The following is a 16,035-nucleotide window of genomic DNA, read 5'->3' as shown; positions in this document are numbered from 1 at the left end:
TTGAAGATGTGGCCGCGCCCTGCGTATGAGCTGGTGCGGATTGGAACAATACGAGAGAGGAAGAATAATAATGGAACCAGAACAGGCCAGAAAAAGAAGGGCGCAGGAGAAAGCGGCGCTCAGAAAACGCCAGCTGCTGATAGGCAAGGTGATCATTGTCCTGCTGATGCTGATCATATGCGTACTCTGCTACATGCTGCTCAACGGGACCCTGACGGAGGGGAAACCAAAGAAAGATGCCCAGACGGAAGGGACGGCGGGGACAGAACAGATGACGGAGCCGGTGACAGAGAGCGCTGCCCAAAAAGAAAAGGATCTGATCGCACAGGCAGACCTGAAGGCAGCCATGTACGATTATGATGCGGCTGTCAGCCTTCTGAAGAATTCTGGCATGTATGAATCCAGTACGGGAATGAAACAGGCGGTGGCAAAATACGAAACTGACAAAGCGGCATGTGTGGAATATCCTCTGGAGCAGATAACACATGTATTTTACCATACACTGATAAAGGATCCGTCTAAGGCATTTGACGGGGATGACAAGGAAAAGGGTTATGAACAGTTTATGACTACGATAAATGAGTTCAACAAAATTACCCAGTCCATGTATGACAAGGGCTACGTCCTTGTGAACCTGCATGATATGGTTACTTTTGATGAGAATGGAAATACTGTCAGGGGCAAGATCATGCTGCCTCCGGACAAGAAGCCATTCGTGCTTTCTCAGGATGATGTGAGCTATTACCACTATATGGACGGTGATGGCTTTGCGTCAAAACTGATCGTAGATGATAATGGTGATGTGAAGAATGAGTATGTGGAGGATGACGGGACGGTCAGCGTGGGTGATTATGACCTGATTCCCCTTCTTGACAGCTTTGTAAAAAAGCATCCTGATTTTTCTTATCACGGGGCAAAAGGCACAATAGCCCTGACTGGTTACAATGGAGTGCTGGGATACAGGACTGACAGTGATTACAGGGATAAAAAGAACCTTCAGGACAACCAGAGGGAATATCTGGAGAAGCATCCGGATTTCGACTTTGACAGTGAAGTGGCAGGCGCCAGGAAAGTGGCTGAAGCCATGAAAGAAGACGGCTGGGTATTTGCCAGCCATACATGGGGACATCTGAATGTCACAAATGAGCCTCTGGACAAGATTAAGACGGATACAGACAAGTGGAAGGCAAATGTGGAAACTATCGTGGGTCCTACAGATATCATTATATTTGCGTTCGGGGCCGATATTGGCAGCTGGGAAGGCTATTCGGGAAATGAGAAGTTTGACTACCTGAAGAGCCAGGGATTTAATATCTACTGTAATGTAGACGCATCCCAGACCAGCTGGGTGCAGTTTGGAGATAACTATATGCGCCAGGGAAGAAGAAATTTGGATGGCTATCTTATGTATTACAGCCCGGATAAGCTGACGGATCTGTTTAATGTGGATGAGGTATTTGACCCGTCCAGGCATACACCGATCCCGCAGCTGTAAATCCCTTCAGGCTGACCAAAACATTGCGGAGGAGAAGACATGGAAGACGAAAGAAAACAAAGGATGGAGGAGCGCAGAGCCAGGAGAAAACGGCAGGTGCTGATAAGCAGGATCATAATTTTAGTGCTTGTGTTGATTATTGCGGTGTTCTGTGTTATCCTTGTAAAGTATATCCTGGACAAGAAAGATAAAGGAAACCATAATGCTGATGTATCCACAGAACAGATGCAGACAGAACAAAACCAGACAGAGCAGGGCCAGGCAGGCCAGGACCAGACAGAACAGAATCAGATAAGTCAGGGCCAGGATGGCCAAAGCCAGACTGAGGGGGCGCCTGCGGGCACTGAGGCAGTGACTGAGGCAGCAGCCCAGACGGGACAGCCTGCCCAGGGAGACCAGGCAGTGATGGATGAGGCGGCTTTGAAGGCGGCCATGTATGACTATGACGGAGCTATAGAGCTGTTGAAGAGTCAGACGTCGTATTCAGCCAGTGCCGATATGCAGAAGGCGGTAACAGAGTATGAGAGCGCCAAAGCAGCATGTGTGGAATATCCGCTGGACCAGGTTACGCATGTATTTTATCACACCCTCATAAAAGACCCGTCCAAGGCATTTGACGGGGATGGAAATGAAGCCGGTTATAATCAGGTCATGACTACGATCGATGAGTTTAATAAGATCACCCAGTCCATGTATGAAAAGGGTTATGTGCTGGTGAATCTCCACGATATGGTGACTTTTGACGAGAATGGGAATGCTGTGAAGGGTAAGATCCTGCTTCCGCCTGATAAGAAGCCATTTGTCCTTTCCCAGGATGATTTGAGCTATTATCATTACATGGACGGTGACGGATTTGCATCCAGGCTTATCGTGGATGAAAATGGACAGGTCAAAAATGAGTATATTGAGGATGATGGATCTGTATCAGTAGGTGATTACGATATGGTTCCGCTGATTGATACATTTGTTAAGGAGCATCCTGATTTTTCCTACCACGGTGCAAAGGGGACGATCGCACTGACTGGGTATAACGGTGTGCTGGGTTACAGGACCGACACTGATTACAGGGACAGGACAAGCCTCCAGGAAGATCAGCAGAAGTTTTTAGATGAGCATCCGGATTTTAACTATGACCAGGATGTGGAAGCAGCCAAGAAGGTAGCAGATGCCATGAAGGCAAACGGATGGGTATTTGCCAGCCATACATGGGGCCATTTAAATGTTGAGCAGGAAGGTCTTGAAAAGATCAAGACTGATACGGCGAGATGGAAGGCTACTGTTGAGCCGATCGTAGGTCCCACTGACATCATTATTTTTGCATTCGGAGCTGATATCGGAAGCTGGGAAGGCTACGAGGGCAACGAGAAGTTTGAGTATTTAAAGAGCCAGGGCTTCAATATCTACTGTAATGTAGATTCAAGCAAGTACTGGGTACAGTTTGGAGATAACTATATGAGGCAGGGACGGAGAAATCTGGACGGATACCGCATGTATTATCATACAGATCCTAATGGAAACGACTTTTTGGATGATCTGTTCGACGCAGAGTCAGTATTTGATCCGTCCAGACCGACGCCGGTTCCTGAAATGGGATCATAGCAACCAGCATTAACAGCATAGTAAAGAGAGGATAAGACTATTATGAAGAAAAAGATTGTCGCAGCCATACTTTTAAGTACAGCGCTGCTTGCAACAGGATGTGCAGCAAATAACGCTGAGACATCAAAGACAACAGAGAAAGCTGCAGAGACTGCTGATAAATCAGAGACAGAAAAGACAGATACAAAAGCCACTGAGGCAGCAGAAACAGAGAATAAAGACACAGAAAAAGGCAGCACAGAGGAAGCTGCGGCTCCTGGTTCAGAAGACGGTACAGAAGGAAGCACAGAGTCTCCGGCTGACAAGGCAGAGGTGGATCTCACAAAGGAAGAGCCTGCATATAAAGCTCTTGACTATGTGACACTGGGCGAGTACAAGGGACTTACTGTCTACTACGATCCGGTGGAAGTGACTCAGGATGAGATCGACAGCGCGATCCAGAGCGATATCAGCCAGAATGACAAGATGGAAGAGATCCAGGACGGCACAGTGGAGAACGGTGACGTTACAAATATTGATTATGAAGGCAGTGTGGACGGAGAGGTATTCGACGGCGGCAGCGATAAGGGCTATGACCTGACAATCGGTTCAGGCGCATTTATCCCAGGATTTGAGGATGGCGTTGTGGGCATGAAGTCAGGGGAGACAAAGGACGTAAAGGTAACTTTTCCTGAGACATATTCACTGAATCCGGATCTGGCAGGAAAAGAGGCAGTGTTCAAAGTAACTGTTAATACCATAAAGAGGACGCCTGAATTGACAGATGCCCTTGTAACGGAAATTTCTGAGTATAGTACAGTGGATGAATACAAGAAGGCCCTTGAGGACACTCTGAAGCAGCAGAAAGAATCACAGCTGGATTCTCAGAAGCTCAACGACGCATTTTTCCAGGTTTACCAGGCATCTACGATCAACGAGTATCCTGAGGATGTTATCGCATACCGTGTGGCAAAGATGAACGCTACTTATGAAGAAGTTGCAAAGCAGGCTGAAATGACTCTGGATGAATACCTTCAGGCAAATGCTGGCATGAACCTGGATGAATTCAATTCACAGCTGACACTGACTCTGCGCAATTCACTTGTCTCAGAGCTCATTTTAAAAGCTATTGCAGAGTCAGAGGAAATGACAGTGTCAGAAGATGAGTACCAGAAGGCTCTGGAAGAAATAGCTGCAAATGCAAATGTGACTACAGATGACGTAATTGAGCGTTACGGCAGGACAACGATTGAGACAAATGTCCTGACAAATAAGGCTATCCAGTTCCTCCAGGACAATACAACATTTGTAGAGGGCAAACCGGAAGAAAGCACAGAAGCCGCTACTGAAGCCCAGACAGAAGCAAAGGGAACAGAAGACACAACAGAGGCAGAGACACCAGCTGAATCTGAGACAGCAGGAGAAGAGCAGGGACCGACAGAGACAGAGGAAGAGACTACTGCCGGAGGTGAGGGACCTGGCATGACAGAGGCTGGTTCAGAGGCGGAAACACCGGCTGAGACAGAAGCTCAGTAAATATTCAGCGGATATTGATATTGCGGCAGCAGAGCTGCTGAAAGAATAAAGAAACCGGATATGGCATGCGGGGAACCGCAGCCATATCCGGTTTTTTTGTCCCTGTATTTGATATGCCCAATATGGCAAATAATGACAATTATTGATTTTGCCATGATTATGGGATATAGTTTATCTAAGAAAGGACGGCGTAAAATGAAGAAACTGCATTATAAGATCGCACTGCTTTCCTCGGCTTTTGGACTGGTAGTCCTGGCAGTGGGTGTATTTGTGCTCTATTATTATATCAGCCGGAATGACAGGGATAATGTGGAGTACTCCCTGAACAGTGTTACGAAAGAGATCTCCATGATTATAGATAATAAGCTGGAGCTGATGGATAACCAGGCTGTGACATTTATTTCCAACCAGGACATGATCCGCTGCCTTAAAAATCTCACATATTCAGATGACAGGAATGAGGATTACGAAGCATCAGTCCAGAACAGTCTTATGGAGATACGCAGATATGTTGACAGCAGTTTTGTGAGCGGCAATTATTACCGTTTCTGTGCATTTACCAGGTCAGGAAATTTGTTTTCAGGCAATGAAGACAGGGTACTGAATCCTGAGGTTATTGCAGGCAGGATAGAAAAGCTGGACTGGCTGGATGAGGTGGAGGAAGCCGCCGGACGCAGGGTGATACTGCCTCTTCATAAAGACAGCTGGTCACAGAAGGAGGGCAGGGATGTATTCTCTGTAGCCAGGGTAATACGCGACCCGGGAAAGGGAATCGGATATGTGGAGGTCCAGGAGACTGCAGAATATTTAAGCAGGATATGCTCTAATTCTCAATATGATATTCTGGTACTGGATCAATATGGTGCTCCTGTCTTTGGAAATGGAGGCCTGGGTGATGAGAACCTCAGCGGGGAAAAGCTTACATACTGCAGAGAGCTGATCAGGGACGGAAAAACGAATGACAGCGGCAAATACGGACTTACGGGAGTCAAAACATCGAATGAAACAGGCTGGAGCGTGGCTGCCATACAGAATCCTGAGCTGGCAGGCCAGTCATTCAGGACTGTTCGCAATGTGCTGGTGGGGGTGGCTGCAGCATTTATGATAGGGATGGTCTGTCTGGCCTATTATATGGCCAGCCATATGACAAAGCCTCTGCGCGAGCTGCGGACAGCCATGGAAAATATGAGCATGGAGACAATGGCAGATACGGACAGGATCGTCAATGAGAAGGAGGACGAGATTGTGTCACTGAACCACTCATTCAGGATTATGAAGAATAAGCTCAATGAGTCGGTGGAAAGAGAGGTGGAGAGCAGGTCCAGGCAGCTGCAGTCACATTTTAACGCCCTCCAGGCACAGATCAACCCTCATTTTATCCACAATATGCTCAATGTAGTGATGGAGCTGGCTCTGGAGGAAAGGCCGGATGATGTGGTGGAGGTATGTCAGAGGATATCTGACATGATGCGGTATTCCACGGCATCGGAAAACCAGCCTGTGACTATTGGGGACGAGATTACTCATACATCCAATTATCTGGCGCTGATGAAGGAACGTTTTGGGGATAAAATAACGTATGAGATCTCTGCAGATGAAAACATCAGGAACATTCAGATACCCAGGCTCATTGTCCAGCCTATTGTTGAGAATTCGTTTTATCATGGTTTTGCAAAAGAGAGACGCACTCTTCACGTGGAGATCCTGGCGGCAGCCAGAGAAGACGGAGGCTGGGAGATAAGCATCCAGGATGACGGGATAGGGTTTGGGGAGAATGTGCTGGCCGGGCTGAAGCAAAAGATAGAGGATTATCAGAATGGTGTGATGGGGAAAGAAGATGATGTCAGAGGGGGAATAGGCAGCCTGGGACTTTTAAATACATTTGCCCGGCTGGAGCTGTTTTATAACCAGCAGATCAGGTTTACGCTGGAGAACAGGGCAGAGGGCGGTGCAAGAGTAGTATTTTCCAATATTTGTCAGGAGGCAGGAAGATGAAATACAGAATAGTGATAGCAGAAGATGAGCCTGTAATCCAGAGGTACAATAAAAGAATCGTAGAGCGCAATACGGAGGAATTTGAAGTGTGCGCCCTTTGTGAAAATGGGGAGGATGTGCTTGAATATTTAGAAGAACATGAGGCGGACGTAGTCATGACTGATGTCAGGATGCCGGCCATGGATGGGATAGAGCTTATACGGGTCCTGAAGGATAGGAGGCCCGGAATCATAACGGTGGTACTCAGCGGATATCAGGATTTTCCCTATGTGAGAGAATGTATGAAGCTGGGGAGTGAGGACTACCTTCTGAAGCCCTTAAAGGACCCGGTAGTGGCTGATACACTGAAGAGCCTGAAGGAAAAGCTGGACAGGCAGCGCCTGAAGCACCTGGAACAGCAGTTTGAGGAATTTATCAAGAAAGGTGAGATGGCGGAGGAATTTATACAGTGGCTGGAACTCAATGGCAGGGATCACGTGCTGGTGCTGCTGCGCAGCGGATGTCCCCATGCCGGCAGCTTTGAAACTCTTCTTCCCGTGGGAAATCCCCGCCTGTTTGAACTAGTAAAGGAGTGGGGACTGCAGGAGCTGGTCATGGCCGGGGGCCGCTACATAAATGAACGCCTGATCCTGCTGCGCAGAGGGAGCTTAAGGAGGTTCTGCGCTCTTCTGGAGAAGCGTGCAGAAGAGATGCAGGGGAAAAATTATTATACATGCATCTATGAAAACCTGGGAAGTGATTCCAGCAGAGTCCAGGAGAAGATATGCCTGCTCACAAAGACGGCAGATGAGCAGATGGTCGTAGGAAAGACCATTATGGGGCGGCCGGAACAGTTTTTTTCCCGCAGCTATACGGATATTGACAGCAGGCTGAGAGGGAAAATGACAGCCCTGGTAAAGGGCGGACAGTGGGAGGGGCTGAAGGATGTAATTATTGAACTGTTCCGTATATGGGAGAATGAACAGGCTTCCCTTCATTGGATCCAGTCTGAGGTCATGGATATCATCACACTCATCCACATGAATATGGGAGGGAAACAGCCTGATTTTATAAAGAAGGCGCTGGAGGCCATGGACGGAGCTTATGTCTATGCCAGGAGCGCCAGTGATATTTTGTTTAACCTGTGTGATTTTGTGACGGAGCAGGTGAACAGCAGGAGGGAATACAGAAAGGATTCGAAGGAGCTTTATGAAGATATCAGGGACTATGTATATAAAAATATCAGCAGCAATATACGGCTGAGGGATATCACAGAAAGGTTCTACATATCCCAGACATATGTAAACCGCCTTTTTAATAAATATGCAGATACTTCATTCTATGATTTTGTACTTGCAGAAAAGATACTTCAGGCAAAGCACATATATGAAGAGAATCCTGGGGCAAAGATACGTGAGGTGGCCCAGATGCTGGGATTTTCGGATGCAGGATATTTCGGGAAAGTGTTTAAGGCCAGAACAGGTGAGACTCCCTCAGAATATGCAAAAAATATAGACAGCAGCCATGGGGCTGATAAAATGACCTGAGCGGATGCGCCAAGCCATACTTAATACTTTAAAGGTAGAAGACAGCACAAGTGTCAGATGTTACATTATATTGTGCTATTTTCTACCTTTTTGTCTGAGGGGACAGATTGGTATAATAAAGCCACAAATACAAAGGGGAAGGTAAAGGAGGAAGGTTATATGAAAAAGAGTTTGGTGCTGGCGTTAACTGCATGTCTGATCACAGGTTCTCTGGCGGGGTGTAAGGGGGCAGGCGGGGATCAGAAAGAGACAGCAGAAAAGAAAGAGACAGCAAAGACTGAGACACAGGCGGATACTAAGGAGGAAACAGGTGCCGGGACAGAAAAGGGCGGGGAGTCCGGGACCACGACTGAGGCAGCCGGCAGTGAAGAGACGGGGGCAGGTGAGAATGGGACAGGAGATGTGACATGGGAGGATACTCTTACCATCCCGGCGCTTGTAGGCCCGCTGATCAATGATGGTGTAAGAAATCAGATGGCCAGGTTTGAAGAAAAATATAATGTTGAGTTTGAGGTGGAACAGGTATCTGATGATAATTTCAGCACCCTGGTCACTGCAAGGGCTGCAACAGGGGAACTGGACGGACTGGTGGAATGGCATTCAGGAGCGGCTATGAGCAATATTGCTCCCACGGAAAATCTGGAGCCTGTGACAGGGGAAGCTTTTTTGGATAATCTGGAGGATATTTACAGGAAAAGTGTAGAGTTAAGCGGCGAGACATTTGGTGTACCTATCATGCCGGTATATGCAGGAGGTTTTGCGTATAACAAGAAAATCTATAAGGAACTGAACCTGGAGGTGCCAAAGACATGGGAACAGTTTGTGGAGAACTGCAGGGCGGTAAAGGATGCGGGATATACTGCAGTGGTTGGATCCTTTGACACAAAATCTACAGCACAGATGATATGGCTTACAGATTTCTACAATGTACATTGTGAATATCCGGAGTTTGAGCAGGATTATACGGCTAATAAGGTCCGTCTGAAGGATATCCCCAGCTATGTGGATTCATTCAGGAAGATGGAGGATGTATCATCAAATGGATTCTACAATGAAGATTATCTGTCAACCAACAGAGAACAGGCGATCAGTATGCTGGCAGAGGGGAAAGGCGCACATTACTGCCTGCTGACCAGGGAATTAGTAAACGTGCTGGCAGCTAACTATCCGGATGCTATTGGCGATATTGGATTTTTTGCCACTCCCGGAAATGACCCGGACAAGACTGGTATTACAGTTTGGATGCCCCACAGCTGGTATATTGCAAAGAATGCCAGTGAGGATGTGAAGACAGCTCTTAAGCTCTGGATGACATATGTGACTTCCCAGGAAGGCCTGGATGCGTATTTTGAAAAACAGTCAATGGCAGGTCCTGTCATGGTGAAAGGAGCCCGGTATCCCACGGATATGTATGAGTGTGTGAAAGAGGCCATCAGCTACTATGACAATGGCAGCTGGTATCCGGCTCAGGAATTCGTAACCCCCATAAAGGGAGCAAGCACGCCGAATATATGCGTTGAGGCCGCCAGCGGAGCCATCTCACCGGAAGAAGCAGTACAGCAGATAGACGATGACAATGCAAAAGTAGCCATCCAGCTTGGTCTGGAAGGCTGGAAATAAAGAGTGAAAGCCAGCCCTGCAAAAGTAGATATCGTTTTACAGGTAAATATACTTTTGCGGGGCTTTTTATGCCTTAAAAGGAGGTCTGATATATGAGCGCGAAACGGTTAAAAGGCAGGATGTACCCGATTTATTTTATGATCCCTGCCCTTGTGATATATATTGTTATTTTTATAATCCCTACCTTTTCCTCTTTCTTTTACAGCTTTACAAAATGGACGCTGACAGATTGGGACTTTATAGGATGGGACAATTACAAAACATTTTTTTCAGAGCCGTCCCTGCGCATAGGCCTGAAAAACACATTGATCTATGGATTCGGCACCAGCTTTGGCAAGGTGGTGATCGCACTGCTGCTGGCTGTCCTGCTGACTAAGGGGCTGAAGATCCAGGGATATCTGAGAACAGTCATATTTTTCCCCACACTGCTGAGTGCACTTGCGGTAGGCTTTACTTTTAAAAGTCTGATGCATCCTACGACAGGGCTTATCAACACTGCCCTTGGCGCCCTGGGGGCGGGGAGCATACACTGGCTGACGAATGAGAAGATCGCTCTGTTTTCTGTGATGGGAATAGATATCTGGAAGGGGCTCGGGGTAGCCACATTGATCTATATTACAGGGATCCAGTCTATTCCCAAGGATTACTATGAGGCTGCAAAAATAGACGGAGCCAGTGGGGGACAGTCTTTCAGGTTTATCACCCTTCCGCTTATAAGGACAGCCATGAATTCAGTCATCACGCTTTCCCTGATCGGAGGCCTGCGCAATTTTGACCTTGTATATTCTACTACAGGCGGCGGGCCTGGATTTGCCACGGAACTGATGACAACTGTCACATACAGGATGTTTGCGGCAGGGCTTTACGGACTTTCAACAGTTGGGAATGTAGTGCTCTTTCTTATTATAACGGCGATCGCATTTCCTCTGTATGGTTATCTGGGCAAGAAGGAGGTGGAAATGTGATTGGAGGAAAAGGCAAAAAAATAAGGACTGTATTATGGCAGGCTTTTGCAGTTTTCATTACTATATTTATCTATCTGATCCCGTTTTATTTTGTAGTCATCAATTCAATGAAGACAAAGAAGGAAGCGGGCCTTATGGCAATAAGCTTTCCGGCAGAGTTTTCCCTGACACAGATATTTGAAAATTACAGGGAGGTTTTAACCAGCAGCAAATATCTTGTTCTTAGAGCTTTTAAGAACAGCATCCTGCTGACTGTGATCAGCGTCTGCCTCATCATACTGTTTACCTCTCTGCTGGCCTATATTATCCAGAGGCGTCAGGATGGGCTGTCTAAGTTCCTGAATTTTCTGATCCTGGCAGGGCTGATCGTCCCTGTATCTATAGTGCCAACCTACAGGCTGCTGCAGAGCATCCACTTAAGCGGCACGCTGTTTGGGCTGATACTTGTGGAGGTAGCCACCCAGACCAGCTTTGCCACGATCCTGTTCCGGGGATATTTTCCCAATATTCCAAGAGAACTTGATGAGGCAGCCGTCATTGACGGATGCGGTCCCGTAAAACTGTTTTTTAAGATCATGCTGCCTCTGGCTAAGCCTGTGATCTCCACGGTGATCGTTCTGACAGCGCTGCATATATACAATGATTTTACAAACCCCCTGTATTTTCTTCCGGGAAGCAAAAACGCCACCATACAGCTGTCTATCTATACGTTTTATGGCATGTATGAAAGCTCCTGGAATTTGATTTTTGCTGATGTTGTGCTGATATCTATACCTGTACTGATCTTATACATTATTTTCAATAAGAGGATTGAGGCAGGTATGGTATCAGGAGCCGTGAAAGGATAGGTGAGAAGATGGGAATGTATGATAAGAGCGCCGGAAAATGGAGCCAGGAGGAGTTTGAACACCCGGGTGCAGAATACAGGGAGGCGCCGTTCTGGGCATGGAACTGCAGGCTGGAACTGGATGAACTGAAAAGACAGCTGGACGTCTTTAAAGAAATGGGAATGGGCGGTTTCTTTCCCCATTCCAGGTCCGGCATGGCCACCAGGTATTTAAGTGACGAGTTCTTTGGGCTGGTGAAAGAATGTGCGGAGTACGGAAAGAAAAAAGGTCTGCTCTGCTATCTCTATGATGAAGACAGATGGCCGTCAGGCGCTGCAGGGGGACTGGTGACAAAGGAGATATGTTACAGGGCAAGACACATGGTGATCTCGCCAGACAGACTGGAAGGGTACGAGGCGGGCAGGGAGTCTTTTGAGAAGCTGGAGTCTGAATACCAGCCGGATGACCGGGGGAACACTGCAAAGCCAAAGGGTTATTTCATCTGTTGTTTCCGGGTATGGCTGAAGGAGGGATATCTGGAGCGCTATGAGATAATGCGGGATATACAGGATGGGGAAGGTATATGGTATGTTTATCTTCAGCTGGAGGAGGAGTCTCCCTGGTATAACGGACAGACATATCTGGATACGCTGAACAAAAGTGCGGTGGAACGGTTTGTGGAATTGACATATGAAGGTTATTACCGGCACATGGGTGAAATGTTCGGGGACGGGATACCTGCTGTCTTTACTGATGAGCCGCAGTTTACGAAAAAGGACTCTCTCATGGATCATGACAGCAGGACGCCTGTAAATTTTCCATATACGAATGACTTTGATGATACATTTGCAGCCCGGTACGGATATCACATAGAAGACAGGCTTCCTGAGTTGATATGGAACCGGGAAAATGGGAAACTCTCCCAGGCCAGGTACCATTACCACGATCATGTCTGTGAACGGTTTGTTGAAGCTTTTTCTGATACCATAGGAGCATGGTGCCAGAGACACGGTATTGTATTTACGGGCCATGTATTCTGGGAAGACAATCTTTACCTTCAGACAAGGGCTGTGGGGGAGACTATGAGGTTTTACAGAAGCTTCCAGATTCCGGGGGTGGATATGCTCAGGGATGACCATTTTTTCGTTACGCTGAAACAGTGCCAGAGTGTGGCCAGACAGAAGGGCAGTGCAGGGATAATGTCAGAATTGTACGGTGTCACAAACTGGCATTTTGATTTTAAGGGCTACAAGATACAGGGGGACTGGCAGGCAGCCCTGGGTGTGTCCTTCAGAGTGCCCCATCTTTCCCTGGTGTCCATGGAGGGGGAAGCCAAAAGAGATTTTCCGTCCAGTTTTAACTACCAGGCTCCGTGGAAGGAAGAATATCCTCTGATAGCAGACCATTTTGCAAGGGTGAACACAGCCATGACAAGGGGGAAACCAGATGTGAGGGTTGGTGTCGTCCATCCCATAGAATCGTACTGGGTGAACTGGGGAGTGAATACCCAGCTGGATGGGATCAGAAGCCAGCAGGACAAACATTTTCAGGATATGGCCGAATGGCTGCTGTTTGGGCTTGTGGATTTTGACTATATCTCAGAATCCCTGCTTTCAGATGAGCCTGAGGATTGTGCGGACGACAAGGTGATGCATGTTGGGGAGATGGGGTATGAGGCTGTTATCGTACCAGACTGTATCACGCTGCGCAGGACGACTCTGGAACGGCTGGAGCGATTCAGGAAAAGAGGGGGAAATGTAATCTTTATGGGCCATATTCCTGAGTATATAGATGCGCTTGAATCAGGGGAGGCAAAGGCGCTGGCAGAGATATGTACCTGTATTCCGTTTGAGAAGCATGCCCTTCTGGAGGCAGTGGAGAAATACCGTTTTCTGGATGCCACACTTCTGGCAAGAGAACTGCCGGATGATTATAGGACATTTTACAGGGATATCCTGTCAGGAGCCAGGATCAATAATCTTATTTACCAGATGAGGACAGACGGGGATAACAGGTGGATATTTCTGGCCCATGCATATAATTCCAACCAGGACACAGAGTGGCCGGATGAGACAGAATTTTCTGTAAAGGGATTCTGGAAGATCACCCTGTATGACACTCTGACCGGCGGGAAGAAGGAGACAGATGTTATTTACCGTGATGGCAGAACGTGGTTTTATGAAGATGTGTACAAACAGGACAGTTTCCTGTGGCTGCTGGAGCCGGCAGAGATGCCTGCTGAGGGGAGCATACAGAGATATCATGACGGCCCTGGGGAGAGGGAAGAGTACAGGGTACAGAGACTGGATGTGCCGGATGATGTCAGATTTGAAGAACCGAATGTTTATCTGATGGATTATGCAGAGTGGGAAATTGACAGCGATGGCTGGCAGAGTCAGGACAATATTTTAAGAGTGGATACAAAAATAAGAGAAAAGCTGGGCTGGCCGGTCAGATCACATAAAAATGTGGAACAGCCATGGGTCAGAGAGTCAGAGCAGGAGGAGGAATATCCGCTGAAGCTCAGATACATGATATATTCAGAAATTGAGTGTGAAGGAATGCTGGCACTGGAAAGGCCCCAGGATCTGGAACTGTATTTCAACGGAGAAAAGAAGGAGTGTGCCCCGGAGGGGTATTTTGTGGATAAATCTATCCCTGTCCTGAAAGGTTTCAGAGTCAGGAGAGGAGAGAACACCATTGAGGTCCGTCTGAGGTACAGCAGGCTTACAAATCTGGAATCTATGTATTTTCTGGGAGATTTCGGAGTGGCTGTACACGGTGACAGAACAGCGCTGACAAGACGGAAGCGGGAGATAAGGATCGGTGATATTGTGCTCCAGGGATATCCGTTCTACGGAGGGAATCTGGACTATGTATTCAGGTTTACAGCTGAAGAGAAGGGACAGGCCCAAATATTTATTCCCCGCTATGAAGGACACCTGACAGCAGTGTGGCTGGATGGGGAGAAGCTTGGACCTGTGGCCTTCGCCCCTCATAAGAAAAGCCTGGGATGTCTTGAAAAGGGGGAGCATGAACTGCGGATAAGAGTGTATGGGAACAGGTTTAATACCTTTGGCCAGCTTCATCTGCCTGATATCAGGTGGACATACTGGGGACCTGATTCCTGGAGGTCCCATGGTTCTAACTGGCTGACGTCCTATCACTTCAGACCGGCAGGGCTGGTGACCAGCCCGGAGCTTCTCTGGAAAAAGGAGGAGTGAAAATGAAAGTTGAGCTGGGTTATGGGGATGGATTCAAAAGTTTATGGATCCCTGAGGATATGCAGGCGGATATAATGAGGGCTGGCAGCTGCCCGAAAATGGAGGGAAAAGAAGGAAGAAAGCCGGTTGAGGAAGCTCTCCTTTGTCCCATTGGCACCGGCAGGCTGAGGGATCTGGCAAAAGGGAGGCACAACATAGTGATCATCACAAGTGATATCACCAGGCCTATGCCTACCTGGGCCGTTATGCCGGATATTCTGGCGGAGCTGAAGCAGGCCGGGGTGAAGCCGTCTGAGATCACGCTTGTGTTTGCTCTTGGAAGCCACAGAGGACATACTAAAGAGGAGAAGGTGCATCTGGCCGGGGAGGCTGTGAGCAGGGAAATAAGGTGTATTGACATGGATCCAAATGATTTTGTGCATATGGGTCAGACTGCCCACGGAACACCGGTGGATGTCACCAGGGCAGTGGCGGAGGCAGATTTCTGCATCTGTCTGGGGAATATAGAATACCACTGGTTCGCAGGATACAGCGGAGGGGCCAAGGCTGTCATGCCGGGGGTATCCACCAGGGAAGCGATACAGATAAATCACAGTCTGCTTACTGATGAGGAGGCTGTGGTGGGAAATGCGGACAGCCCTGTGAGGAGGGATCTGGAGGAGGCGGCTCTGTACTGTCCTATTGACTTTATATTGAACGTCATCCTGGACGAGCATAAAAATATAATTCATGCTGTCGCCGGACATTACATCCTGGCCCACAGAGAGGGCTGCCGTCTGCTGGATGAGATATATGGACGGGAGATAGATGAGGAGGCGGATATTGTAGTGGTATCGCAGGGCGGAAGGCCCAAGGACCTGAATCTGTATCAGATGCAGAAGGCTCTGGACAATGCAAGGCATGCCGTGAAAAAAGGCGGGATTATTATACTTACTGGAGAGGCAGGTGAAGGGCTGGGGGAACCTGTCTTTGAAGAGTGGATGGTAAATGCGGGCAGTCCGGGCGAGATATTGGAGCGGATCAGAAGAGAATTCAGGCTGGGGGGCCATAAGGCGGCAGGATTTGCGCTTACCATGGAAAAAGCAGAGATTTTTCTTGTATCTTCTCTTGAGGATGAGTTTGTCAGGAGTATTTTTATGAAGCCCTATCATGAACTGCAGGATGCTTTTGATGCAGCAGTCATTTCAAAGGGGAGGGGGGCCAGAGTACTTGTCATGCCCTATGGAGGCTCTACCCTTCCCATACTCAGGAAAGAACGGAGAGGTTAAT

Annotated in this window: 10 protein-coding genes; all 10 read left to right on the top strand. The window is 47.9% G+C overall.

The genetic code is table 11. The annotated features are described in order from the left end of the window. Positions 1 to 70 precede the first annotated feature (70 nt). Complete coding sequence (locus tag NSB28_RS08885; RefSeq protein ID WP_109626561.1) at positions 71 to 1,495, top strand: polysaccharide deacetylase family protein; 1,425 nt, start codon at positions 71 to 73, stop codon at positions 1,493 to 1,495. A 39-nt stretch (positions 1,496 to 1,534) separates the two neighbouring features. Then, on the top strand, positions 1,535 to 3,094 hold the full coding sequence (locus NSB28_RS08880) for a polysaccharide deacetylase family protein (protein WP_109626560.1): 1,560 nt from the start codon (positions 1,535 to 1,537) through the stop codon (positions 3,092 to 3,094). A 42-nt stretch (positions 3,095 to 3,136) separates the two neighbouring features. Beyond that, on the top strand, positions 3,137 to 4,609 hold the full coding sequence (gene tig, locus NSB28_RS08875; protein WP_109626559.1) for a trigger factor: 1,473 nt from the start codon (positions 3,137 to 3,139) through the stop codon (positions 4,607 to 4,609). 195 nt (positions 4,610 to 4,804) lie between these two features. Beyond that, positions 4,805 to 6,604, top strand: coding sequence for a cache domain-containing sensor histidine kinase (locus NSB28_RS08870; RefSeq protein WP_257497640.1), 1,800 nt, complete (start codon positions 4,805 to 4,807; stop codon positions 6,602 to 6,604). Continuing rightward, positions 6,601 to 8,130, top strand: coding sequence for a response regulator (locus NSB28_RS08865; protein WP_109626557.1), 1,530 nt, complete (start codon positions 6,601 to 6,603; stop codon positions 8,128 to 8,130). Before NSB28_RS08870 ends, NSB28_RS08865 begins: the two co-directional genes overlap by 4 nt. Positions 8,131 to 8,289: 159 nt before the next feature. Next, positions 8,290 to 9,750: an ABC transporter substrate-binding protein gene (locus tag NSB28_RS08860; protein WP_187374317.1), complete on the top strand. Its 1,461-nt coding sequence runs from the start codon at positions 8,290 to 8,292 to the stop codon at positions 9,748 to 9,750. 92 nt (positions 9,751 to 9,842) lie between these two features. Beyond that, positions 9,843 to 10,715, top strand: coding sequence for a carbohydrate ABC transporter permease (locus NSB28_RS08855; RefSeq protein ID WP_257497641.1), 873 nt, complete (start codon positions 9,843 to 9,845; stop codon positions 10,713 to 10,715). Further along, positions 10,712 to 11,563: a carbohydrate ABC transporter permease gene (locus NSB28_RS08850; protein ID WP_243134908.1), complete on the top strand. Its 852-nt coding sequence runs from the start codon at positions 10,712 to 10,714 to the stop codon at positions 11,561 to 11,563. The genes NSB28_RS08855 and NSB28_RS08850 overlap by 4 nt, the downstream gene beginning before the upstream one ends. A gap of 8 nt (positions 11,564 to 11,571) precedes the next feature. Then, on the top strand, positions 11,572 to 14,766 hold the full coding sequence (locus NSB28_RS08845) for a type 1 glutamine amidotransferase family protein (RefSeq protein WP_109626555.1): 3,195 nt from the start codon (positions 11,572 to 11,574) through the stop codon (positions 14,764 to 14,766). Between the two features lie 2 nt (positions 14,767 to 14,768). Next, complete coding sequence (larAH6, locus tag NSB28_RS08840) at positions 14,769 to 16,034, top strand: nickel-dependent malate racemase, LarAH6 family (RefSeq protein WP_109626554.1); 1,266 nt, start codon at positions 14,769 to 14,771, stop codon at positions 16,032 to 16,034. Position 16,035 lies beyond the last annotated feature (1 nt).

The organism is Murimonas intestini, assembly GCF_024622195.1.
Lineage (GTDB): Bacteria > Bacillota > Clostridia > Lachnospirales > Lachnospiraceae > Murimonas > Murimonas intestini.
The sequence above is the reverse complement of the archived record's forward strand: the minus strand, read 5'-3'. Positions and strand labels throughout refer to the sequence as shown.

Bases quoted from the DNA above. Each gene is read 5' to 3' on its own strand.
- NSB28_RS08885 (WP_109626561.1), top strand. From the start codon at position 71: ATGGAACCAGAACAGGCCAGAAAAAGAAGGGCGCAGGAGAAAGCGGCG.
- NSB28_RS08880 (WP_109626560.1), top strand. From the start codon at position 1,535: ATGGAAGACGAAAGAAAACAAAGGATGGAGGAGCGCAGAGCCAGGAGA.
- tig (WP_109626559.1), top strand. From the start codon at position 3,137: ATGAAGAAAAAGATTGTCGCAGCCATACTTTTAAGTACAGCGCTGCTT.
- NSB28_RS08870 (WP_257497640.1), top strand. From the start codon at position 4,805: ATGAAGAAACTGCATTATAAGATCGCACTGCTTTCCTCGGCTTTTGGA.
- NSB28_RS08865 (WP_109626557.1), top strand. From the start codon at position 6,601: ATGAAATACAGAATAGTGATAGCAGAAGATGAGCCTGTAATCCAGAGG.
- NSB28_RS08860 (WP_187374317.1), top strand. From the start codon at position 8,290: ATGAAAAAGAGTTTGGTGCTGGCGTTAACTGCATGTCTGATCACAGGT.
- NSB28_RS08855 (WP_257497641.1), top strand. From the start codon at position 9,843: ATGAGCGCGAAACGGTTAAAAGGCAGGATGTACCCGATTTATTTTATG.
- NSB28_RS08845 (WP_109626555.1), top strand. From the start codon at position 11,572: ATGGGAATGTATGATAAGAGCGCCGGAAAATGGAGCCAGGAGGAGTTT.
- larAH6 (WP_109626554.1), top strand. From the start codon at position 14,769: ATGAAAGTTGAGCTGGGTTATGGGGATGGATTCAAAAGTTTATGGATC.